At 69.5% G+C, this 23,418-nt stretch carries 18 protein-coding genes and 1 pseudogene; 4 read left to right on the top strand and 15 right to left on the bottom strand.

The genetic code is table 11. The features are described from left to right. Positions 1–49: 49 nt before the first annotated feature. From Ahu01nite_RS29110 to Ahu01nite_RS29100, 3 genes and pseudogenes are all read right to left on the bottom strand, one after another. Positions 50–941, bottom strand: a pseudogene (locus Ahu01nite_RS29110) (carbohydrate-binding protein). 87 nt (positions 942–1,028) lie between these two features. Further along, complete coding sequence (yidC, locus tag Ahu01nite_RS29105; RefSeq protein ID WP_239159229.1) at positions 1,029–1,565, bottom strand: membrane protein insertase YidC; 537 nt, start codon at positions 1,563–1,565, stop codon at positions 1,029–1,031. A 33-nt stretch (positions 1,566–1,598) separates the two neighbouring features. Further along, the gene (locus tag Ahu01nite_RS29100) at positions 1,599–1,868 is read right to left on the bottom strand and encodes a DUF6412 domain-containing protein (protein ID WP_203839852.1); all 270 of its coding nucleotides are present in this window, start codon (positions 1,866–1,868) and stop codon (positions 1,599–1,601) included. 68 nt (positions 1,869–1,936) lie between these two features. On the opposite strand from Ahu01nite_RS29100, the gene Ahu01nite_RS29095 reads away from it, so the two are divergent. The 3 genes from Ahu01nite_RS29095 (at position 1,937) to Ahu01nite_RS50675 (ending at position 6,034) form a co-directional block, all read left to right on the top strand. Further along, complete coding sequence (locus Ahu01nite_RS29095; protein WP_203839851.1) at positions 1,937–3,109, top strand: carboxylate-amine ligase; 1,173 nt, start codon at positions 1,937–1,939, stop codon at positions 3,107–3,109. Then, complete coding sequence (locus tag Ahu01nite_RS29090; RefSeq protein ID WP_203839850.1) at positions 3,106–4,491, top strand: FAD-dependent oxidoreductase; 1,386 nt, start codon at positions 3,106–3,108, stop codon at positions 4,489–4,491. Before Ahu01nite_RS29095 ends, Ahu01nite_RS29090 begins: the two co-directional genes overlap by 4 nt. A gap of 70 nt (positions 4,492–4,561) precedes the next feature. Next, positions 4,562–6,034 (top strand): polysaccharide deacetylase family protein, encoded by a 1,473-nt coding sequence (locus Ahu01nite_RS50675; RefSeq protein ID WP_239159228.1) that lies wholly within the window; start codon positions 4,562–4,564, stop codon positions 6,032–6,034. On the opposite strand, the gene Ahu01nite_RS29080 is transcribed toward Ahu01nite_RS50675, so the two are convergent. The 3 genes from Ahu01nite_RS29080 to Ahu01nite_RS29070 all read right to left on the bottom strand — a co-directional run bounded on the left by Ahu01nite_RS29080 (position 6,031) and on the right by Ahu01nite_RS29070 (position 9,368). Continuing rightward, positions 6,031–6,843: an Fpg/Nei family DNA glycosylase gene (locus Ahu01nite_RS29080; protein WP_203839849.1), complete on the bottom strand. Its 813-nt coding sequence runs from the start codon at positions 6,841–6,843 to the stop codon at positions 6,031–6,033. The two genes, Ahu01nite_RS50675 and Ahu01nite_RS29080, sit on opposite strands and share 4 nt — an antisense overlap. Before the next feature lie 259 nt (positions 6,844–7,102). Next, on the bottom strand, positions 7,103–7,927 hold the full coding sequence (locus Ahu01nite_RS29075) for a hypothetical protein (protein ID WP_203839848.1): 825 nt from the start codon (positions 7,925–7,927) through the stop codon (positions 7,103–7,105). Positions 7,928–8,558: 631 nt separating this feature from the next. Further along, positions 8,559–9,368 carry a hypothetical protein gene (locus tag Ahu01nite_RS29070; protein WP_203839847.1) on the bottom strand — a complete coding sequence of 270 codons (810 nt, stop codon included), beginning with the start codon at positions 9,366–9,368 and terminating at the stop codon, positions 8,559–8,561. 296 nt (positions 9,369–9,664) lie between these two features. On the opposite strand from Ahu01nite_RS29070, the gene Ahu01nite_RS29065 reads away from it, so the two are divergent. Next, positions 9,665–10,807: an FHA domain-containing protein gene (locus Ahu01nite_RS29065; protein WP_203839846.1), complete on the top strand. Its 1,143-nt coding sequence runs from the start codon at positions 9,665–9,667 to the stop codon at positions 10,805–10,807. Positions 10,808–10,883: 76 nt separating this feature from the next. On the opposite strand, the gene rocD is transcribed toward Ahu01nite_RS29065, so the two are convergent. The 9 genes from rocD to Ahu01nite_RS29020 form a co-directional block, all read right to left on the bottom strand. Further along, entirely contained in the window at positions 10,884–12,092 is a 1,209-nt protein-coding gene (gene rocD, locus Ahu01nite_RS29060) for an ornithine--oxo-acid transaminase (protein ID WP_203839845.1), read from the bottom strand. Between the two features lie 85 nt (positions 12,093–12,177). Next, a complete protein-coding gene (ddaH, locus tag Ahu01nite_RS29055) occupies positions 12,178–12,981 on the bottom strand; it encodes a dimethylargininase (RefSeq protein WP_203839844.1) in 804 nt (267 codons plus the stop codon). Positions 12,982–13,452: 471 nt separating this feature from the next. Beyond that, positions 13,453–14,166: a hypothetical protein gene (locus Ahu01nite_RS29050; RefSeq protein ID WP_203839843.1), complete on the bottom strand. Its 714-nt coding sequence runs from the start codon at positions 14,164–14,166 to the stop codon at positions 13,453–13,455. A 174-nt stretch (positions 14,167–14,340) separates the two neighbouring features. Continuing rightward, on the bottom strand, positions 14,341–14,949 hold the full coding sequence (locus Ahu01nite_RS29045) for an ATP-dependent Clp protease proteolytic subunit (RefSeq protein WP_203839842.1): 609 nt from the start codon (positions 14,947–14,949) through the stop codon (positions 14,341–14,343). Between the two features lie 119 nt (positions 14,950–15,068). Continuing rightward, on the bottom strand, positions 15,069–16,124 hold the full coding sequence (locus Ahu01nite_RS29040) for a 1-acyl-sn-glycerol-3-phosphate acyltransferase (RefSeq protein WP_203839841.1): 1,056 nt from the start codon (positions 16,122–16,124) through the stop codon (positions 15,069–15,071). A gap of 1 nt (position 16,125) precedes the next feature. Then, the gene (locus Ahu01nite_RS29035; RefSeq protein ID WP_203839840.1) at positions 16,126–16,974 is read right to left on the bottom strand and encodes a patatin-like phospholipase family protein; all 849 of its coding nucleotides are present in this window, start codon (positions 16,972–16,974) and stop codon (positions 16,126–16,128) included. Between the two features lie 562 nt (positions 16,975–17,536). After that, entirely contained in the window at positions 17,537–18,919 is a 1,383-nt protein-coding gene (locus Ahu01nite_RS29030; protein WP_203839839.1) for a chitinase, read from the bottom strand. Between the two features lie 54 nt (positions 18,920–18,973). Then, on the bottom strand, positions 18,974–20,071 hold the full coding sequence (locus Ahu01nite_RS29025) for an ABC transporter ATP-binding protein (RefSeq protein ID WP_203839838.1): 1,098 nt from the start codon (positions 20,069–20,071) through the stop codon (positions 18,974–18,976). 38 nt (positions 20,072–20,109) lie between these two features. After that, positions 20,110–23,229 carry a cyclic nucleotide-binding protein gene (locus Ahu01nite_RS29020; RefSeq protein ID WP_239159227.1) on the bottom strand — a complete coding sequence of 1,040 codons (3,120 nt, stop codon included), beginning with the start codon at positions 23,227–23,229 and terminating at the stop codon, positions 20,110–20,112. Positions 23,230–23,418: the final 189 nt, after the last annotated feature.

Below are 23,418 nucleotides of genomic sequence, written 5' to 3'. Positions count from 1 at the left end.
CTTTAAGGTGGCCCGCCAGGTGGCCCGCCAGGTGGCCCGCCAAGTGGCTTCAGCGGCGGAACTGGAACCAGATTGATGTTCACGAAGTCGGCGGCCTGACCGCTCGTGAACGTCAGGAACACAGTGTGTGTCCCCGACACCGCGGAGACGTTGGCCGCGACCGACTGCCACGACTGCCAGCCACCGGTGCCCGCGATCGCGAAGGAACCGATCGGGGCGTTGCTCCGGCTGTCGATGCGCACCTCGACGAGGCCGCTGACGGCTCCGGTCGCGCCCGATGCCGCACGGGTGACGAAGTCGAGCGCTCCGCCCGTACCAAAATCGACGTTGTTGAACTGCAGCCAATCGCCATTGGCGAGGTTGCCTACGTCCTGGCCACCCTCGGAGCAGGTTTCCGTCAGTACGGCCGACGCGGCGTCGTAGGACTCGGCCTGGATCGCGCCAAAAGCATCCCGCGAACCACTGCTCCCACCGCCGCCACCTTTGGAATAGACGGCGCTGCGGTCCCACTCGATCGCGTGCGTGTGGAAGGCGGATTGGCAGCTCGAGCCGGGGCAGGCGCGGCTGGCGACAATTCCGGTGGTCTCGTTGCAGGGACCACCGGGGTTGACGGCGCAGTGCAGCACGCCCTAGACGGAATTGATCCCGCGGGCCAGTAACCGATCGCCTGGGACCCCGTCACATTCGGCATCTGGATCCGGCTCTCGATGCGCAGCACCCCACCGGCCGCGGGCCTGAAATTGGAGCGCTGCGTCTCGACCCGCCCCGACGTCCACTGCCCGGAACTGCTGCGCACCGGCGTGATCCGCAAATTGCCGGAGCCGTCCGGTGAAGTCGTCCGCCCAGACCTGCGTCCACCCCGAGGGCGGCGTGGGGAGGGAGGCCTGGACGGAGACGGCGGCAGAGGCGACGAGGACTGCGGCGACGAGCACGGTTCTCATGAGGACTCCTGAGGGTCTCAAGAGCGCTCTCAGAAAAGTTTCGCCGCCGTTTTGTATTGATGTCAATCAACCCTGCAAGTGCAGATTTCAGCGGCGCAGGATCAATTGCTCCAGCGCTGTCCACGCCGTCGAGGTGACCAGGTAAAGGCCCACGGCGAGCGGCAGCCAGGCGATCGCCGCGATACTGAGATACGGCATCCAGCGCAGGAGGCCCTGCGGCATCCGCTTCGAGGACCACCACGCCAGGAACCCGGCAAGGGCCAGCAGCACGAGGAAGATCGGCAGGCCCGCGAGCAGGTGTGCGGTGAGTGGCACGCCGAAGAGCGTTCCGGACACGGACTGCACCTGGTGGTACATCAGCATGAAGAACGGCGCCTGCGCCAGGGCCGGCAGCAGCGCCGCCCACGGGCTGATCCCGTTCGCGCGCTGCAGGGCGAGGCTCTCGGTGGCCAGGGTCATCGGGTTGTCGCGGTGCTTCTCGCGCAGTGCGGCGAGCTCGGGGGCGAGGGCGGCGCTGCGCTTGGCGGCACGCGCCTGCAAATAGGAGAGCGGGCTGATCAGGAGGCGTACGGCCATGGTGAGAACGACGATGGCCAGCGCAGGAGTCAGGACAGCATCAAACACGGTGGGGTCATCCCTACGGTCCGGAGAACGGGCTTATGACAGCGCGATTACCGGAGACGGGGACGGGGCTCGAGGACGGGGCCGACCGGCGGCGTCCGGGTCGAGGGACCGGGGCAGGTGCTGGATCTCGGCGCCGACGGCCCGGGCCCGCCGCACGAGAAGCGGCCGGGGCGCCGTCATTCCCGCGACGGCCAGGGCCACCAGCAGGGCGACGGCCACCGCGGCCAGGCCCATCAAAAGATGGGGCGACGACGCGGCGGGGCTCTGCAGAGCGACAAACGCCCAGAACCCCAGCAGCACCATGCGATGAACGGTACGCCTGAGGAGCAACACTCGTTTTCCGCAGAACACCGGGGGGTACGTTGCGGCGCATGGCGACTTCGGAGAGTTCAGCAGGTGCGACGACCATCTCCGAGGAGATGCGGGGCGAGGCCGAGTCACAGGGTCTGCTGACCCTCGGTGTCGAGGAGGAATACCTGCTCGTCGACGCGGTGGAACCCCGAGCGGTCGAGGCCGTCGAGGAGGTGTTCGACCTCGTCCCCGATGACCTGCGCGAGTCGGTGCAGCACGAGTTCCAGCGCAGTCAGATCGAGACCGCGAGCCCGCCACAGCTGGAGCTGAGCGGGCTCTACAACGCGTTGCAGCGGCAGCGCGCCGGCATCGCTGCCGCCGCGGCGGCAGCTGGAGCCCGGCTCGTCGCGGTCGGTGCTGCCCCGGCCATCGGGCCGAACACGCGTGTGGTCGACAACCCCCGCTACCACCGGATGCGCGAACGCTTCGGCGACCTCGCCCCCGGCGCCGGGCTCTGCGGCATGCACGTCCACGTCAGCATCCCGGACTCCGAGACCGGCGTGCAGATCCTCAACCATCTGCGTCCCTGGCTGCCGATCTTCCAGGCAGCGACCGCGAACTCCCCGCTCGCCGGCGGCCACGACACCGGCTACTCGAGCTGGCGGTCGGTGATGTGGGAGCGCTGGCCCACCGTCGGACCGGCGCCCTACCTGCAGTCGTTCGAGCACTACGAGACGCTGGTCGCCGATCTCGAGGCGAGCGGTGCGATGCTCGACGAGGGCATGCTCTATTGGTACGCACGCCTCGCCGCCCGCTACCCCACCGTCGAGATCCGCATGGGCGACGTCTGCCCCTCCCTCGACGACACGCTGCTCCTCGCGGCCCTCGCACGGGCGCTGGTGTCGACGCTGCTGAACGACGTACTCGACGGAAAGCCGGCGCCCGACGTGCCGCACCCGTTGCTCGTCGCGGCGCACTGGCGGGCGGCGAAGGACGGCCTGGAGGGCCTCAACATCGACATGGCGACCCGCGAACCGAGGCCGGCGTGGCGACTCGTGCGCCAGCTCTTCGACTACGTGCGCCCCGAGCTCGACCGCCACGGCGACCTGGAGATGGCGACGATCCTGATGGGCCGGCTGCGCTCGCACGGCACCGGCGCCGCCCGGCAGCGCGCGATCCTGTCCCAGCAGGGCACGGTCGCGGATGTCGTCGACTGGCTCGCCCGGACCACCGCCGGCGCGGCCCCGCGGTGAAACTCGTCGTGATCGGCGCGGACGCCGCGGGGATGTCCGCCGCCTCGCAGGCCCGCAGGCGCAGGACCCCGGACAAGCTCGAGATCGTGGCGTTCGAGCGGGGGAACTTCACGTCGTACTCCGCGTGCGGGATCCCCTACTGGATCAGCGGGGTGGTGCCGGATCGCGACGCGCTGGTCGCGCGGACGCCGGCTGAGTTCGAGAAGGCCGGGGTGCGCGTACGGATGCGGCATGAGGTCGTGGCCATCGACCTGGACCGGCGCGAGGTGGTCGCCCGGGACCTGGAAGGCGGGGGCGAGATCCGGGAGGGCTTCGACGAGCTCCTGTACGCCGCCGGCGCCGTCCCCGTCACCCCCGACTGGGCACGGGTCGACGGTGGCGGCGTGTTCGGCGTTCAGACGCTCGACGACGGCACTGCGATCAAGGCCTGGCTGGAGAGTGATCCGAAACCGCAGCGCGCGGTCGTGATCGGTGGCGGCTACATCGGCGTCGAGATGGCCGAGGCGATGATCAAGCACGGCCTCGACGTCACGCTGCTGGAGAAGTCGTCGCAGCCGATGTCCACGGTCGACCTGGACATGGGCGAGCGTGTCCGCGCGGCGATCGACGGTCTGGGGATCACGGTCCGCACCGGCGCGCACGTGCAGGGGATCGAGACTTCCCACGGACGGGTACGAGCGGTGGTCACCGAGGACGGCACGGTTCCGGCAGACATCGTGGTGCTGGGTCTGGGCGTACGCCCGAACACCAGCCGCGCCGTCGAGTCCGGCATCCCCGTCGGCGTGACCGGCGGTCTGCGTACCGACCTGCGAATGCGCGTGGTCGGACCGGAGGGCCACGTCGAGGGCCTCTGGGCAGCCGGGGACTGCGTGCAGACGACGCACCGGATCAGCGGCCAGCCGATGCACGCGCCGCTCGGCACCCACGCCAACAAGCAGGGGCGGGTCGCGGGCATCAACCTCGGCGGCGGTTACGCCACGTTCCCCGGCGTGATCGGCACCGCGGTCACGAAGGTGTGCGACCTGGAGGTGGCGCGGACCGGGCTCAGCTCGAAGGAGGCGACCCGGGCCGGCTTCGAGTACGTCACGGCCACGGTGGAGTCGACCAGCCGGGCGGGGTACTACCCGGGTGCCGAGACGATGACGGTCAAGATGATCGCGGAGCGGCGTACCGGGCGGCTGCTCGGCGCGCAGATCGTCGGCCGCGAGGAGGCCGCGAAGCGGATCGATGCGCTCGCGATCGCGGTCTGGAACGAGATGACGGTCGAGGAAATGACCGCCCTCGATCTGAGCTACGCACCCCCGTTTGCCCCGGTGTGGGATCCGGTTCTCATCGCAGCACGGAAAGCGACGGACGCCCTACTCGCCGCCGACCAGGGATAACTACCAAAGGTGAGCCCTAGGTCACGAATTCGGTATCGTCTTTGATCATGCGGCACGGTATCCATGACGAATGCCGCCGCAACCCCCCAAACGTACGGCGACCGGAAACGCGCCGCGCCACGCGGCCGTTCCGGCCCCGCGCGCCCATGTCAGCGGCGCCCTTACCAGTGGCACCGGGGGCTTCCCCCACGTCGAAGTCCTGGAGGGTGAGACCACCCTCGGCCGCCACCGCCGCCCGGAGTCGCTAGCCGACCCGACCACCCTGCGACCCGCCCCGACGCAACGCGTCGCGGGCGGTCGCCGCACGTCCCTGGACCTGACGCCCCGGTCCACCACCGGCACGCCCCGCCTTTCCACCGGCCAACTTCCCACCGGCCGTTCTTCTACCGGCCCTAAGAATCGCGCGCCCCGCGGCCGGCACTACAAAGCGGCCGAGGAACGCGCCATCACGGTGCGCCCACTTTCAGTGACGCGCTCCGGGTCCGGGCCCGCCATCGGCTCCCACCGCGCACCCGGCACGCTGCCCATCGAGTCCTGGCTGCTCATCGGCCGGCACCGGCAGCAGGCCCTGCTCGCCGCCCTGGTCGCGGTCGGCATCATGCTGATCGTCTTCCCGATGCAGCAGCGCGACACGGGCACCGAGGTCGACACGATCACCGCAGGCCAGGCCATCACCACGACCGCCAAGCCGAAACCGGCCACGTCGTCCTCAGCGCCGCGAGGTGCGGCACCGGCCACAGCTCAGCCCGCCACCTCCGAGGCGGCGGCCCCAGCTCCGTCGGCACCCCCCGGCTCCACCCCCGCGGCCGCTGCCCCTTCCGCGCAGGCCGCTTCCGCACCGCCGACCGTCGCCCCGGCGACCCTGGTCCCGGCCGGCACCGGCCCCGGCCAGTCCCTGCGCACCACCGGCACCAACACGGTGGCGCTGACCTTCGACGACGGCCCCGACCCGGTCCAGACCCCGAAGATCCTCGCCCTGCTCGACAAATACCAGGTCAAAGCCACGTTCTGCCTCGTCGGCTCGCAGGTCGCCCGGCACCCCGAGATCGTCCGCGACATCGTCGCCGCCGGTCACACCCTGTGCAACCACACCTGGGACCACAGCCTGACCATCGGCAAGCAGAAACCGGAAGCCATCCAGAAGGACCTGCTCCGCACCAACGAGGCCATCCGCGCCGCGGTGCCCGGCGCGGAAATTCCGTTCTTCCGGGCCCCGGGCGGCAACTTCAGCGACACCCTCGTCCAGACGGCGTACACGGATGGAATGGTCTCGCTCTACTGGCAGGTCGACCCGAGCGACTGGGACCATCCCGACAAGGAATCGGTCACCCAGCACATCGCCAAGGTCACCAAGAACATCCAGGAGAACACGAAGCCCGGCTCGATCATCCTGTCCCACGACTTCAACCAGCCGGACACCATCAAGGCCTACGAAACCCTGGTCCCCTGGCTCCAGGAACGCTTCGCCCTCGGCCTGCCGACAATCCCGCCGGTCGCCTCGGCCCCGGCCGCCTCACCGTCGGCCTCGGCACCCGCGCTCTAACGATCTTTCTGGCAGGTCGCACACCAGTAAAGGTTGCGGCCTGCCATCTCTCCCCGCAGAATCGGCGACCCGCAAACCAGGCAGGGCTGCCCCGGCCGCCGATACACATAAACCTCACCACCGTGCCGGTCGATGCGCGGAGCCCGCCGCATCGCCTCCGGAGTATGTGCGGTGTGGACGGTGTCGATCCGCCCCCGCACAACCCCCTCCTTCATCAGGGCCCGCAGGTCATCCCAGATCTCCACCCACTGCGCCGCACCGATCGCCCGCCCCGGCGTGGCCGGCGCCAGCCCTGCCCGGAACAACACCTCATTCGCATAGATCAGCCCGCACCCCGCCACGACGGTCTGGTCGAGCAGCAGCGCAAAAAGGGCTTTGGAAGACGACCCCACCTTTCGGTACGCCGTGAGCGCATCAGCATCATCCCGAAGCGGATCCTGCCCCAACCGCACCCGAATAGCGTCAACCTCCACCGGCGAAAGCACCTCACAAGCGGTCGACCCCCGCAACTCCAGCCAATGCGCGTCCCCGCTCATCCGCATCCGCAACTGCCCCACGGGCGCCGGAACGGGCAGTTCCCCGTCGGCGAACTTGCCATAAAGTCCGAGGTGGATATGCAGGCTCAACTCACCCGCAAAATGGTGAAACAAATGCTTCCCATAAGCCTCGGTATCTTCCAGCCGCCGCCCGCTGACCAACCCGGCCCCATCGGCGAACCGCCCCTGCGGACTGTCAACATCCACAACCTGCCCGGCGAACAACTCCCGATGACGAGCCGCAAGCCGATGAATCGTATGTCCCTCTGGCACACACCAGACGTTAGCGCGACCCCCCGGTCTCGTTCCCGAGGGTCATTCGGGTCTCGTTCCCGAGGGTCATTCGGGTCTCGTTCCCGAGGGTCACTCGGGTCTCGTGCCCGCGGGTCATTTCGCAGGAGGACGCACGAAGGGGCGAGGATCGCAACGCTGGGATCCTCACCCCTTCGTCATGCAGGCGACATCGGTGTGGATGCGCCTTGTCCATCCGCCCTGATCAGCTACCAGCCCTGATCAGAGCTACCAGCTCTGATCAGCTACCCAGGCTCGAGTACAGGCTGTCCGGGGCCTCGGTGATCTCGGTGGCGGCCGGGCGCTTGGCGTCGACCTTGGTGCCGTAATCGGTGTAGAGGACCTCGAGGGGCTGAGCCTGCTGGCCGCTCACGGCGGGGAGCTGGATCGTCAGCGCCGAGAGGCGGCCCTGGTCGTCGAGGCCCGCGGTGAAGGGAACGTTCTGGGCCTGACTACCCCACGCGGTGATCATCTTCTGGTCGACACCGGCAACGCCCGCGGCCTTGGTCAGGTCGAGCGTGCCCGCGTAGCTGCCTGACCCGGTCTGGCGCACGTCGGTCGTCGAGGTCAGCAGCTGCGAGGTGTTGGCCGGGTCGATCTGCCCGGGCCGAAGACCGGTGTTGGCACCCTCGGGCAGCCGCGACACGTCGAGGTGGGTCCACGTGCCGGCCTTCGTCACGCCCGGCACCTGCACGTAGAGATCCTGGTCGACCAGAAGCGTCTTGACCTCGATCTGCGTGTTGGGCCCGGTAGCGGTAAGCGTGGCCGTGCCGACCCCGTTGGGCGAGTCGATCAGCCCGTCGACCTTGAAGCCCGACCCGGAGGTCATGGTCAGTTTGAAGCTGCTCGTCCCGAGCTTCGCGGTGGCCCCGGCGAGCGCAGCAGCAGCCGCGGGATCAGCGGCACCGGCACTCGCGGACGCACCGGGCACCCCTGCCGAGGCGGTGGCTCCCGCCGAAGCGCCTGCCCCGGGCGTCGTGCTGCCGTCGGCGGAACAACCGCCCGCCGCAAACGCAACCGCGGCCATCGAAGCAAGCCCGAGCCCAGCCAGTCGTGGCGTCCGCATGTCGGTCCTTCCCTGCCAGCCGTCCGCCGGAATGGCAACGGTTCACCCCAGGAATGCCCGATCCCGCCGATCCGCAAACAGCGCCCACATCGGACACTCATTCCCACCCGCCGTAGCCGCCCGCTCACAAAATGGCAAAAGCACCACCCCGGAAAGCAGCTTGGATGCACTACGCAGAATGATCCGAAACAACCACACCTTGCGCTCGAGCTGCCCAGCGCAAGCCTGGTGCGACCCAGCGCGACCCAGCGCAAGCCTGGTGCGACCCAGCGCGACCCAGTGCGACCCAGCGCAAGCCTGGTGCGACCCAGCGCGACCCAGCGCAAGCCTGGTGCGACCCAGTGCGACCCAGCGCGACCCAGTGCCATAGGCCTGGCATGGCCCGGGGCGCAAGCCTGGCTCGGCCGAGCGCGACACCGGCGGCACAGGCCTGGCGCATGGCCGACGCAACCCTGGCGGCACGGGCTTAGAGCATGGTCAGGGCTGCCGCCAGCGCCCGCCGGGACGGTGGCCCCCACTCCCCTGCCCAGCAGCCCAGGGCTAGAGCATCGCCAACGCTCCCACCCGCACCCGCCCGGACCGTGGCCCCGCTCCCCTGCCCCTCGGATGCGGCAGGGGAGTCGGACAATGGTCAGGCGTTCAGGATGCCCGAGAGCGAGCTCGGCATTTCCTGGACCTGGGCCGCGGACGGGGCTTCGACGGAGACCTTGGTGCCGAAGTCGTGGTACTTGGTGGTCATCTTGCCGGCGCCGGAACCCAGGCTGCTCATGTCGACCGTGAGCTCGGTGAGGCGGCCCTCGGTGTCCTTCGTCGCGGTGAAGGGGAGCTTGGTGGCCTTGTCGCCGAGGGCTTCCATGCCCTTGCTGTAGCGCGGGGACTTGGTCAGGTCGAGGGTGCCCTTGAAGCCGGTGTCGCCGACCCGCTCGACCTGGGTGACCGCGTCGAGGAGAGCCTTGGTGCCGGCCGGGTCCTCCTTCGAGTTGAAGTTGAAGCTGTTGCCCTCACCGAGTTTGGTGGCGTCGATGTGCATCCAGGGCTTGCTGCTGTCGGCGCCCAGGGTCTTGCCGAGGTTGCCGTCGATCTTCATGTAGATGTCATTGCCGATCTTGCGCATGACCATCTTGGAGTCCGAGCTGAGCGCGCCCATGTTGATCGTCGTCTCGGCGTCGCCGGTGCGGCCGTCGGCCACGCCGGTCATGCTCATCGCGCCGGACATGTCCATGTCGATCTTCATGGTGTCGGTGCTGAGCTTCTTGGCGGCGGCGGCCAGGTCGAGCTCGGGGGTGAGCTGCTCGGCCGCTGCCTCCTTGCCCGTGACGCTGCTGCCTGTGCTGCCGGTGGACGTGGCGCTCTCGGGACCGCAGCCGGCCAGACCGAGTGAGGTCATGCCCAGTGCGGCGACCAGAGCCAGGCCTGCGATGACCGGCCGTCGATTCCTCATGGAGATCCTCCCCGTTGTCCTCTATGTCGGCGCCCACCGTAGCGAAGCCCTGCGACATTTTCGGCCCCGTTTCATCGACCGCCACCACCTTCGAAACCGATCTATGGCCTGGTGGCGCTGCCTTGGTGCCAATGCTGGCGGTGTTCTGCTTCACTCGATCGGTGGGCGGGATGGTCACGGAAGGCTACGGGCGGTTACGAAGAGGCGAAGTTATCCACACCGGGTTGGCAGGCGGGGCGGCCCAGACGGCATGATTGCCCGGTCAGCCGCACACGCGTACCAACCGGGAGGCCACCTTGAGATTTGAGGTCAGCAAGGTCCTCGACGCGATCGAGGGTCGTCTCACCACGGACCCCGCCCTCGCCCGCGCCGTGATCGACCTGTCCGAGATCGTGCGCTATGCCGATCTTGACGGCGGTCGCCCGGCCAGCTTGCTCCGGCTCGGTCTGGTCATCGACGCCCTCGGCCGGCATGTCGCCGAGGAGAACGTCCCGGTCTACGCCATCGTGCCGCGCGGCCTGCTCTCCGATGCCGACCTCACCTCCAACGAGCGCATGGTCGTCCGCCGCTGGGCGGACGACGGCGTGGTGGAGGTCGTCCCGCAGCTCGACGACCGGGTGCTGGAGGTGGCCGAGCTGCTCGGGCTGCCGGTCCTCACGCGCACCCGGGCCGAGCAGTTCCGCGATCGCCGGCCCTGGGTCGAGGATCCGGGCCGGTTGCTCGCCGCCGTTCCCGGCGCGGGTGGTCCGGTGCTGGTCGCGCGCGTCGGGCGCGGTGAGATCCCGGCGGTCGCCGAGCCGTCCCCGATGGGCCGCAAACTGCTGTCCCGGGTCTGGGGCTGCCCCGACACCAACTGCGGCGCCTACGGCCAGGGCGGCGACCCGGACAGCCCCTTCGCCGACATGCGCAAGACGACCAGCCCGGTCTCCCAGCCGCCGCCGTCGCTGCGGGCCGGCGTGCCGACCTGCCCCAGGCACGGGACGCGGTTGCGCGACGCGGGCCCCCGCCCGGCTGTCGAGGTGCTCTCGGTGCGCATCGACGGCGTGGTCCGCAAACGCTTCGTGGTCTCGACGGAGACTCCGGTGGTGGTCGGCCGCGCTCCCGAGGGCGGCGTGATGCTCGGCCAGTGGCTGACCGACGACGCGCGTAAGTGGATCAGCCGGGGGCATGTCCGGTTCGCGCTGCGCAGCGGCGAGCTGAGTGCCCAGGACGTGAGCACCAACGGCACGGGCATCCGGCCCAACGGTTCGCTCGAGGACGACGACCGCATCACCCTCGGTCGCGACGAGATGCGAGCGCTGGGTCCCAACGACATGGTCGAGCTGTATGCGCAGGTGCACGTGGGCCGGGCCAAGCTGTGGAACAACGGCGGCGTCACCCAGCCCCACTCGGTGATGGGTGAGGCGCCGACCATGGCGATGCGGAAGTTCAACCCGTAGGAGACCTCGGACAAAACAGGCTCCCGAGCAGATGCCCGGGAGCCTGTTCACAACCCCATGGTGTTCGTGACCGCTGTCAGAGAATCGCCTCCAGCTGCGCGACGGCGTGGTCGATCTCCTCGGCGGTGACCACCAGCGGCGGTGCGAGCCGGATCGTCGAGCCGTGCGTGTCCTTGGCGAGCACACCGCGAGCGGCGAGCCGTTCGACCGCCTGCCGGCCGGTCATCAGGGCCGGGTCGATGTCGACGCCGGCCCAGAGCCCACGGCCTCGCACCGCGAGCACACCCCGGCCGACCAGGGCGTTCAGACCCTCGTGCAGCCGGGCGCCGAGTTCCGCCGAGCGCTGCTGGAATTCGCCCGTCTCCAGCAGCCGGACCACCGCGGTGCCCACGGCACAGGCCAGCGGGTTGCCACCGAATGTCGAGCCGTGCTCACCGGGCTTCAGCACGCCGAGCACCGACCGGTCCGCGGCCACCGCCGACACCGGCACGATGCCGCCGCCCAGGGCCTTGCCGAGCAGGTACATGTCCGGAACGACACCCTCATGCTCAATGGCGAAGGTCTTGCCCGTACGCCCGAGGCCCGACTGGATCTCGTCAGCGATCAGCAGAACGTTCTCCGTCGTGCACAGCTCCCGCACCCCGGCGAAGTAACCCGCCGGCGGCACGAGCACGCCCGCCTCGCCCTGGATCGGTTCAAGGAGCACCGCCACCGTGTTCGGCCCGACTGCGGCTCTCAGCGCGCCCAGGTCACCGTACGGAACAATCTTGAAGCCCGGGGTGTACGGCCCAAAGTCGTCCCGCGCGTCCGGATCGGTCGAAAAGCTGATGATCGTGGTGGTACGCCCGTGGAAGTTGCCGTCCGCGACAACGATCTCCGCCTGCCCGTCCGGCACGCCCTTGACCTGGTAACCCCACTTGCGGGCAACCTTGATGCCGGTCTCCACGGCCTCGGCGCCGGTGTTCATCGGCAGCACGAGCTCCTTGCCGCAGAGCTCCGCGAGCCCCTGGCAGAACGTCGCGAACTGGTCGTGCACGAACGCCCGGCTGGTCAGCGTTAGCCGGTCCAGCTGGGCGTGCGCGGCGGCGATCAGATCGGGGTGCCGGTGGCCGAAGTTCAGCGCCGAGTAGCCGGCGAGAAAGTCCAGGTAGCGGCGGCCGTCGACGTCGGTCACCCAGGCGCCCTCAGCGTCGGAGATCACCACCGGCAGCGGGTGGTAGTTGTGCGTGGTCCAGCGTTCGGCGGCTTCGAGCTCTCCGGGCGTACGCATATCAAGATCGGTCATGCTGAGCTCCCCTTTGTCATGCCCTTCTGGCCCTCGCCATCACGGCCGTCTTCCGCGAACGCTGAGCGCAGCTCGGTGCAGTCGGTCATGACCTGACCTCCAGCGTGCAGCACTTGGGGCCGCCGCCGGCTTTGCGCAGCTCGCTCACATCAACCCCGACGGTCTGGTATCCGGCGGCCTGCAGGGCCGCCGTCAGTGCGGTGGCCTGGACCGGAAGCACCACGGTACGTCCGTCGCTGACCGCGTTGAGGCCCAATACCTCGGCATCCTCCGGCGTCGCAATGACCGCGTCCGGGAAGAGCTGCCGCAGCACGGCCTGAGAACCGGGCGAAAAGGCCGACGGAAGGTACGCGACATTGCGCTCGTCCAGCACGCACAGCGCGGTGTCCAGGTGGTAGTACGCGGGGTCGACCAGCTGCAGCGTGATCACCGGCCGGCCGAACACCTCCTGCACCTGAGCGTGCGCCGCGTGGGCGGTGCGGAAGCCCGTGCCCGCCAGCAGCACGTCGCCGGCGAGCAGGATGTCGCCTTCGCCCTCGTTGGTGTGCTTCGAGTCGACCGTTTCGAAGCCGGCGCTCTCGAACCAGGCTTTGTAGGCGGGGCCCTCGTCGGCGCGCTCGGCATCCCGGAACTGGACGGCGAGCACCTTGCCGCCGACGACCGTGGCGCCGTTCGCGGCGAAGACCATGTCGGGCAGGCCGGGCAGGGGCTCGATCAGGTCGACGGTGTGGCCGAGGTCGAGGAAAGTCTGCCGCAGATTTTCCCACTGGCTGACGGCCAGGGCGTTGTCGTACGGAGCCGTCGGATCCATCCACGGATTGATCCGGTAGGTGACGGCGAAGTGGGTGGGCCGGCACATCAGGTAGCGCCGGGCGGCAGCGGTCGTCATGCGCCCAACGCTATGCGGGAAAGCCCTGTACAGCGCCTAGATCAGCGTTGCGCACCAGCGAAGAATCGTTGCGTCATGGGCCCTTGCGTCGACGATTCGTTGCGCGTGCCCTGTGACGCCTTTTGCGAAGTTTGACCCGGCAATGCGTCGGGGCAGCGAAGTCTGACCCCGGCAGTGCATCGGGGGCGGCGAAGTTTGACCCGGGCAATGTGTCGGGAGCGACGAAGTTTGACCCGGGCAGTGCGTCGGGGCGGCGAGGTTTGACCCTGGACATGCGTCGGGGGCGGCGAACCGCCGCCCCCGCACAACGTCGCGGTGCCAACCCCGAGCCGGTCGACGGTGATCGCCGTTCGGACTGTTCCGCACTTTCCAGCGAACCGCCGGATGTTTTCGGGGCGGGCCGGCGGTTAGCCGACCCGGTTCCGAGGGGTTACCGGGGGCGCATCGCCTCCGGTGGTCATCTGATACCCGTCAGAATCGATCTACAAACTGTGTGTCAAGCCACTCCCGCAGGCTGCTGACCGGCTGCATGTCAGTGCCGAGCCAGGACAGCGCCCCGGCCAGGGCGAGCACGCCGACGACGATCGCGCCGAGCGCCAGCACCATGCCGAGCAGGGCGTCGGTCTTACCGGCGACGTGCCGCTTGCCGGTCGCGTGGATGCCGGCGAGGGAGAGCACCAGCGCGAGCACCGCGACGCCGATGCCGTATCCCAGCAGCGGCCCGGAGAGCACGAGCATCGCGGCCATGACACCGGTGATCAGGCCGAGCATGGCGAGGAGGCTGGCCCGGGGCTTGGGGCCGGCAACCACCGGCGCCGGCGCGGGCCTGGCCTCGGTAACCGCGGGCCGGGTCTCGGTGACGGTGTCGGTCTTGACGGCGGTGTCGGTGGCACGCACCGGCCTGAGCTCGGTGGTCGTGTTGTCCGAATTGCTCGGCGCCACGGTGGCGTTGGTCCGCGGCGCGGGCGGGGGCGGCGGAGGGGTCGCGCGCCGGGCAGCTTCGCGGCGCTCGGCTTCCTGACGCTCCGCCTCGCGGCGCTTGGTGAGCACAGTGGCCCGGTCGTCGGCTGCGGGCTCGGTTCGGAATTCCTCGGTCTTCGCCGTCTCCGTACGCGCAGAGATCGGCGCGCGGTCCTCGGTCTCAGTAACGGTTTCGGACTGGCGGGAGAATGTAGGGATCCTCACGTCAGCACCTCCTTCGCAAGCCTTCGGGGGATGACGTGGCTATACCCCGAAGGCCCACAGTGCACACAAACGGGCGCGCGGCTGGCCGCGCGCCCGTTCGGTTTACTGCTCTATCTGCAGGTCGGACCGGCAGTTATCCGGTCAGATCCACCCTCTCACAGGGTGAGATCAGGATCAGACCAGCGCCGAGGAGCTCGGCACGTCGGCCGCCTTGGCGATCACGTGGTCGACGATGCCGTAGTCCTTGGCCTCCTGGGCCGTGAACCAGCGGTCACGATCGGAGTCGCGGTTGATCTCCTCCGGGGTGTGCCCGGTGTGGAACGCGATCCGGTCGTTCATAACGTGCTTGATGTGCAGCATGCTCTCGGCCTGGATGGCGATGTCGGCCGCGGTGCCGCCGATGCCGCCGGAGAGTTGGTGCATCATCACCCGTGCGTGGGGCAGTGCGTAACGCTTGCCGGCCGTGCCCGCGCAGAGCAGGAACTGGCCCATGGAGGCCGCCATGCCCATCGCGATGGTCGCCACGTCGTTCTTGATGTACTGCATCGTGTCGTACACCGCCATGCCGGCGCTGATGGAGCCGCCCGGCGAGTTGATGTACAGCGCGATGTCCTTCTCGCTGTCGGAGGAAGCGAGCAGCAGCATCTGCGCACAGATGCGGTTTGTCACCTCGTCGTTGACCTCGCTGCCGAGGAAAATGATGCGCTCCCGGAGCAGCCGGTCGAAGACCTGGTCGTCAAAGGATGCGCCACCCGCCCGCATCACAAGCTCGTCAACACTCATGGACCCACCCTCTCGCACCGGCCGGGGGACGGCAGCACCGACCCGGCATCAGACGCTTACTACCTTCCCTTTTAACGCTGCCACTGCCCAGTGATTCCCCTAAGGGCGAAAGCCGACGATCAGCCGACCGGGGTGCGGCGGGCGACCCAGTCGGTGGTCAGCGGGCGCGAGCGGGGCCTGTTCTCCTCGACCCAGGTGTCGATGCGGGCCCACCAGTCGTAGAGCCAGGCGATGCGCTCCTCCTCACCGGCGGGTATCTCCTCCGGCGGGACACTCCAGAACCGCATCACGAGATGCTTGTCCATGGGCAGCTCACGCCAGACGTCCGACACCGTGATCATCTTGTCGAGCCCGGTGTGGGCCACGAAGATCACGCCGGCGTCGGGAGCCGCCTCGATGGCCGCGAGCAGGCCGCCGGGCTTCGGGGGCAGCAGATTACGGAGGCCTTCGGCCCGCTCGGCCATGTCCTCCATGCCCTTGGCGCGCAGCCAGGCGATAGCCCGTACCCGTCGCCTGGGGGTGAAGTTTCCACCCTCGGGGAAGATGACGAAGGCGTCGTTCTCGTCGAGGCCCTTCGCGAGCGCCCCGACCTCCTTCTCGAGGTCACCGTTGCCGGGGCGCCCCGGCGTGATGAACCGGTTGGGCAGGCGGTTGAGCAGCACATCGACGGCCGGATCCCACTGCAGGGTGGCCTTGAGCACGATGCGCGGCTCGCGGTCGAACCAGTTGACCAGCCCGTGGATCAGAATGAACGAGTCGCCGGGACCCGCGTGCCGGCTCGCCACGATCTCCGGCCGGCCCGGCATGCCGGTGTCGGGGTCGGTGCCGACCACGTCGATGGTCAGGTGCAGCGACCATTTGGCCAGCCAGAAGAGCACACCCAGAAACTTGCCGGTGAGTACGTAGTGAGCGCGCTGGAACGCTGGGGTACGAATCTTCCAGCCGAAGCCCGAGGCCACCCAGAGCACCGCCAGGCTGACCAGCGCCGCGGCGTCCCAGACCACATACGCGACGGCCAGGAACGCCAAGCGCGGGACACGCAGGTGACCGGGCACGAGCGGCGAGACCGCGAGGGCCACCAGCAGCCAGATCGGCAGCGTCGTGACCAGCGCGAAGGCGAGGACCACCACGAGGGGTGCGATGACGAAGTGCCGGATCCAGCGGGGTGGGATCATCTCAGGCGCCGATGCCCGGCGAAGGGGTCACGTTGGCGGAGAGGTAACGCCGGGAGGCCGTGTAGGCGCGGCTTATCCGCCGGCCCGAGGCCGCCATGTCGCGATAGGCCCAGGGCGAGTCGTCCCGGCTCTCGCCGCCGCCGGTAGGAAGAACATGCACCCGTACATCGTCGGGCAGCGAGGCAAGCTCCCGCGCGAACCGGTGCCGCCGGGCAATCTCGAACGCGACCTGCGCGACCTCCCACGGCCGCCGCGGCGCCACGAGCGGCCGCTCGATCCGCCCGACCTGGAGCACAAAAATCAGCTTGGCACCGAGCCGGACCGCCTCCCCGATCGGGATCGAGTTGACGATGCCCCCGTCGACGAAGTGCTCACCACCGATCTCCATCGGCGGCAACAGACCCGGCACCGACGACGAGGCCAGCACCGCATCAACCAGCGGCCCGCTGTCGAACCAATGCTCGGCGGCCCGCTCGATGCTCGCTGCGCAGCAGTGGAACGGCACCTTCAGGTCACCGAAGGAGGCGTTCTCCCCCAGCTCCGAGATGAGCAACCGGCGCAACGGCATCGGTGAGTGCAGGTGGGTCCGAGCCGCGAACCGCCGGACCTGGCGCGCGATGCTGTCGCCGTACACCTCGGCAGCCTCGGGCGACGACCACAGCCGGACCAGCCGCTCGGTGACGGCCTCACTGGGATCAGCAGCGACCAGAGCGCCGTTGACCGCCCCGATCGACGTACCGACCACCAGATCGGGACGGTAACCACCACGGAAGAGGGCACGCAGCATGCCGACCTGAACGGCGCCGAGGACTCCTCCCCCACCGAGCACAAACGCGACCGGATTCTGCATACACCCATCGTTCCACGCCCCAGAAGAAGCGATCACGCCGCAAGCAAAGCGACCGCCGCGTGGGCGAAGCGACCGCCGCATGGGCGAAGCGACCGCCGCATGGGCGAAGCGACCGCCGCATGGGCGAAGCGACCGCCGCATGGGCAAAGCGACCGCCGTGGCGTAGGCGTCGCGACGAAGGCGGTGTGGGCCACTCAGCGAAAGGTTGTGCACAATTAAATTGTGCACAACCTTTCGCGCCGCGGACGGAGCGATCTCACCGCGAGCAGAGCGCTGACGGACCAGACCAGCCGTGGACGGAACGATCTCACCGTGAGCGGAGCATTCGCAGGCCGAACGAGTCACGGACGGATCGATCTCGCCGCGGACAGAACACAGACGGGCCGGACCAGCCGGGGGAGCGATCTCGCAATGGGCGGAGCACTGGCGGGCCGGAGCACTGGCGGGCCGGAGCACTGGCGGGCCGGAGCACTGGCGGGCCGGAGCGCTGGCGGGGACGGGAGCGATCTCACCGCGAGTAGAGCACTGGCGGGCCGGACCTGAGGGCCGGCCCGCGCATGCGTCAGCCGAGCCCGTTGAGGAACGGTTCGTGAGCGTTCTGGAATTCGTAGTTGTAGAAGTGGTCCCAGTTGATCGACCAGGTCATCAGACCGCGGAAGCTGGGGTTGGTGCCGCTGCGGACGGTGTAGCCGCCGCAGTTCGTGCCCTTGACCAGGCACGTGACCGCCTGCTGGATTGCGGCCGGTGCGATATAGCCGTTGCCGGCGCTGACCGAGGACGGGGCTCCGAAGGCGATCTGGTCCTCGCGCAGGGCCGGGAACAGGTTGGCCGTGTTGCCCGCGACCGGGAAGCCCGCGAGCAGCATGTCCGTCATCGCGATGTGGAAGTCTGCGCCGCCCATGCTGTGGTACTGGTTGTCGAGGCCCATGATGGAGCCGCTGTTGTAGTCCTGGACGTGGAGCACCGTGAGGTCGTTCCGCATCGCGTAGATGACCGGCAGGTAGGAGCCCGCGCGCGGGTCCTGGCCACCCCATGGGCCCGAGCCGTAGTACTGGTAGCCGAGCTGGACGAAGAACGTTTCCGGGGCCATGGTCAGGACGAAGCCGGCGCCGTAGCGGGCCTTCAGGGACTTCAGCGCGGAGATCAGGTTGACGATCACCGGGGTGGTGGGGTTCTTGAAGTCCGTGTCGCCCGTGTTCAGTGACAGGGAGTGGCCCTCGAAGTCGATGTCGACGCCGTCCAGGCCGAACTTGTCGATGATGGCGCTGACCGATGAGACGAAGGTGTCCCGAGCCTGGGTGGTGGTGAGCTGGACCTGGCCGTTGGCGCCGCCGATCGACAGCAGGACCTTCTTGCCCACCGCCCGCTTCGCCTTGATGGCGGCGATGAACGCGGCCTCCGACTCGACGCCGGCGCACTCGGTTGCCGGGCAGAGGGTGAAGCGGATGTCACCGGAGGTTGCCGAGGTGGGTTCGCCGAACGCCAGGTTGATGATGTCCCAGTCCGCCGGCACGTCGGCCATCTTCAGGTAGCCCGAGCCGTTCGCGAAGCTCGAGTGGAGATACCCGATCAGCGCGTGCTTGGGCAGCCCGCCAACAGGGGGAGGCGTCGTAGTGGGAGGCGGCGTGGTGGGAGGCGGCGTAGTTGTGGGTGGCGTGGTTGTGGGCGGCGGAGTTGTGGGCGGTGTGGTTCCACCGCCGCAGGCGCCGTTGTCGGTCCAGACGTCCCATTGGCCGCTGTGGGTGGCCGGGCTCTCGTTCTGGGTCCACCACTTGGCGGTGTAGTTGTGGCTGTTCTCGGAGGCGGACGTGCCGCCCGTGTAGACGGCGGCGCTGCTCCACGCCGGGGCGCAGGCGACCGCGGCGCTGGCGGCGGACGCCACATAGACGGTGGACCCGGCCGCCGCGACGATCGCGACGCAGGTGAGGACTAGGGATCGGCGCATGGGGGGATGGCCTCCAACGTCGGCATATCGACAGTTGGCTAATTATTAGGACTGTTAACTTATTCTGTCCAGAGGGGCGCCGAATCTGATCCGCTTGCCGGCGCCGTCGAAGAGCAGCAGGTCATCCACGCCGACTCCGACGGTCAGCGCATCGCCGACGGAGAGCGGCGCTGTCGCGCGTACTGACAGGAAAGCCGCCGCCGGGCCGAAGAGCGAGGGCACGCCACCCACCTCGACCAGGACCAGAAGCTCGTGACCGAGGTTTTCGATCGAATGGACCTTGCCCGTCAACGACATGGGGCGCCCGCTGGCGAAAAGCAGCAGCGGGCGGATCGCCACCGTCACCCGCGCGTTGCCGAACGATGCGGGGAGGGAGGCCGAGGGGAGCGTCAGCGCCTGCGAGCCGAGGTCGACGACCACCCCGGCATCGGTGACCTGCAGCGCTCCGGCCAGCAGGCTGATCGGCGGGGCGCTCAGGAAGGTGGCGACAAAAACGTCGTCGGGGTCGGCGTACACGTCGTGGGGTGGGCCGACCTGCTGGACCGCGCCGTCGCGCAGGACCACCACCCGGTCGGCCATGGTCATCGCCTCGGTCCGGTCGTGCGTCACATAGAGCGTGGTCACGCCCAGCTCGCGGGTGACCGTCACGATCTCGCCGCGCAGCGCCGCCCGGGTCCCGGCGTCCACATTCGACAGCGGCTCGTCGAGGAGAAGCACCTGCGGCCTGCGCACCAGCGCGCGGGCGATCGACACCCGCTGGCGCTGGCCGCCGGAGAGGTGTTCGGGAAAACGGTTGAGCAGCTCGGCCACCCCCACCCGGGTGGCGATCTCGAGGACCCGGGCGGCGACCTCGCCGGCCGGCCACGAATGGGCCCGCAGCGGGAAGCCGATGTTCTGCGCGACGCTGAGGTGCGGGTAGAGCGACGGCGAGACGAGCGAGACGTCCTTGTAGACCGTCACCTCGCCGCTGGTGGGGACGACGAGCCCGGCGATCAGGCGCAGGAAGGTGGACTTGCCGCAGCCGGTGGGCCCGACGACGACCACGAATTCGCCCGGCGCCACGTCGAGGGTGATGCCGTCCACCGCCACCGTGGCGCCGCCGCCGTCATCGTCGTAGATCTTCGTGAGCGCACGGGCCGAGATGGCGACCATGCCCTCATAGTGCGGGTCGATCGCCGTCAATGAAAGGGTCAGGGCACAACGGGGCCCGACGGATTGGACTCCGTCGGATTCGAGGGCTCCTCCGATGGTGGTGCAGACGTGGGCGGGGTCGTCGGGGGTGTGGTGGGCGGGGTCGTCGTCGGCTTCGAGGTCGGGGGCTTCGTCGTCGGCCGGGTGGTCGGGCGGTTCGTCGTCGGGCGCGGCGAATCCGGCTCTTCCGTCTCGGTCGGGTCCTCCGTCGGATCCACGGTCGCGTCGGGCGCGGTGGTGGTCGCTTCGGGGGTCGGCGTCACCGTCGGCTCGGAGCTCGGCACCTCCTGCGAGGGCGTGGGCGTGAGGGCCGGGGCTTCGAGTTCGGTCGAGGCCGACTCCGAAGGCGATCCGGCAGGAGCTTCCACGGGTACGCCGTCAGCGCACCCCAGCGTCCCACTGCTGACCGCCGCCGGCGTCCCGTCGACGTACACCCGGCCGGTGGCGACAGAAACCGTCCCCGGCTCCACGGCGAACCACGCGGCACCGTTGTTCGTGACCTCCCCCGCCGTGCGCGGAAGGCTCAGCACGAGCGGCTCGTACGCCCCGCTGGTGCTCCCGGTGTCGGCGAGCACCCGCCCGCTCTGCACCGTCAGCGATCCGTGCGGGATCCGGCTGCGGCCGCTCTCCGTGGTGAGCGCGCCGAGCACGGTCCGGGAGTCGGCGCAGAGCAGGACCACCGAGCCGCCCTGGAACGTGAGCCGCCCCGAGCCGCCGGCCGGGATACGCACGCGGTCGTCCTTGTCGAGGTAGCGACGGCCACCCTCGCCGATCTCGACCTGCTTGCCGCCGACGGTGGCGACGATGGTGCCCTTGTCCGAGGTGAGCAGCGCGCGGTTGGCGGGCATCTCGGCCCAGGCCGGTCCGGCGGCGAAGTTCAGGCCGGTCAGGACGAGCGCGATCACGAGGACCAGGACGACCAGCCACCACATGCGCCGTTCGAAGCCGCGGTCGAGTTCGTAGTTCTCGGTGCCTTCGGGCGGACCGGGCGGCGCGGCGAGCGGCGGGTACGCGCTGCCGGCCCCCGATCCGGCACCGGGCCCGCCGGGGACGTGGTACGGGTCGCCGACGAGCGGTGGCAGGTCGGAGGCGTCCGGGATGACCCAGAGCCGGGCGGGCGTACGCGTCTGCGCCACCATCCCCGGATTGCCCTCCCCGACCGGCCCGATGAGCGTGCCGCGGCGCAGCTCCACGCCGTCGGCCATGGCGATGACGCCGGACTCGACCACGACGGCGTGGGTGGGACCGGGCAGCATGACCGGCGCACCCGGTTCGAGGTCGATGGGGTGCGAGGAGGCGATGAGCGCGAGCCGTTCGTCCCCGGCGAGCCCGGACAGCGCCGGGGTGTCGGCGAAGAGCGCCTCGGCCTCGTCCCGGGCGGCCGGCGGCGGGCCGGGGACCGGGCCGATCACGGTCGCGACGGTGGCGGTCGGCACGGCCAGCAGCGTGGTGCCGGCGGTGTGCCAGTCCAGCGATGTCGAGCGGCCCGTGAGCGCGTTGGCGAGCCCGACGATGCCGCCCGCACCGACGTGGTGGCGGATCGTGCCGCCGGGGTCGCCGGGCTTGCGGGCCTGCATGGCGCCGTCGACGACGACGTACACGGCCTGCTGGGCGGCGCCGGCGGCGATCATCTGGGTGCCGGACGGTGGGCGTACCCATCGGGCCCTGCTCGCCAGGCCGGCGAGCGCGTCGTCGGGCAGCCCGCCGAGGTCGGAGTTGCGCAGTGCCTCGAGCCGGCGCGGGGCGTCGGCTTCCCGGTCCTTCTCCGCGGCCTTCAGCCGCGAGCGGCGCCACCAGCGCGCGAAACGGCTGAAAGCGAGGTAGACGAGCGGGGCGCAGAGACCCAGCAGGACCGCCAGGAGCAGGGCCTGCCCACCGACCCCGTTGTGCCAGAGCCCGGTGACCAGGCCGGCGATCCGGTCGGCCCAGATCCGGTACGCGAGATTCACCGCAACGGCGACCCACAGCACCGCCAGCACCCCGTAGAGCGCGACGATCTTGCCCTCCCGGTCGAGGCCCGACCACGGCGTGGACCGCCCGCGTAGCCGCCCGGACAGCCACGCGAGACCGCGACCCCGCAGGCCGGGGATCTCCAGCCAGTCCATCAGCAGGTAGTTGCCGTCGAGCGCCAGGAACGGGTTGAGGTTGAACAGCACGTTCAGGTACCACAGGAACGCGAGTTTGAAGGCCAGTCCGGCGAGGGCGGGCACGGCGAGACCGACCAGCTGGATCGAGCCGGCCAGCACGAGCGCGGTGGCCGGGCCGGATGCGGTGACCAGCAGGCGCGCGCGGCGCCCGGCCATCCACGCGTCGGCGGTGTCCACGAAGACGGTCGGGATGCCGTAGGAGAACGCGAGCCCGGCAGCCGGCACCTCACGCCCCGCGTGCTTGGCGGCCATCGCGTGCCCGAGCTCGTGACAGGTCAGCGCGACCACGTTGAGCAGGAGCAGCAGGAGCGCTCCGAGCAGGTACGACCCGTTGGCCAGGAAGACGGCCTCGCTCCCCCGCGACCAGGTCGTCACGAAGAGCCCGATCCCGGCCAGCGCGAAGACGGCCATCACGATCGCGGCGGCCTTGCTGAAGAACAGCCGCCCGCCCGCGCGGTAGAGCACCCGGATGAGCGTGTCGATGTCGAAGACGAACATCCGGCGCCCGCGCGCGGCGTCGAGCACCCCGCGGCCGACCCGTTCGGGCAGTGCCGCCCGGCGTTCGTCCCGCAGCGGGTGGAACGCCTCATCGGGCAGTTCGTCGAGCATCCGGTTGGCCGCGAGGTCGGCGACCACCCGGCGGACCTGGTCCGGGGAGAGCCGGCCGGCGAGCCGGGCGAACTCCGCGACGAGGCGGGCCACCGTGTGGGTGCCGTCCATCATCAGGGCGAGCTGCCACTCGTCGGGGGTCAGCCGCAGATAGCAGGCGCGGGCTCCGTCGTCCGGGGAGCGGAGCATGACGTACGTGCTGCCGCGCACGCTGGTCAGCCCGACGGCCTCGATCCCGGGGCGCAGCACGGGCCGGGCCCGGGCAGGGTTCAGCCGGTCGACCACCGCACCCCAGAGTTCGGGATCGGCGGGTCCGAGCGGCTCACCCGGCGCGCGTCCGGCCAGGGCTTCCCAGACTGTCATCCGGGTATCGACGTTCGTCACTCGGGTCGGCCTTCCACTTCGCTATGGCGAATGGAGACTAGGCCGTCGGCCCTGTTCAGGGCGAGCCCCCAATTTCTCGCCCGCCGGGAGATATTTCGCAGAGTGGACATAAAGGTGCGGTGGGTGATCAGAACCAACCCCCTTGGTCCCGACCACCCACCGCTGGGA

Source organism: Winogradskya humida, from assembly GCF_016862215.1.
GTDB classification, from domain to species: domain Bacteria; phylum Actinomycetota; class Actinomycetes; order Mycobacteriales; family Micromonosporaceae; genus Actinoplanes; species Actinoplanes humidus.
Note: the sequence above shows the minus strand (reverse complement) of the source record. Positions and strands in the feature narration are given on the sequence as shown.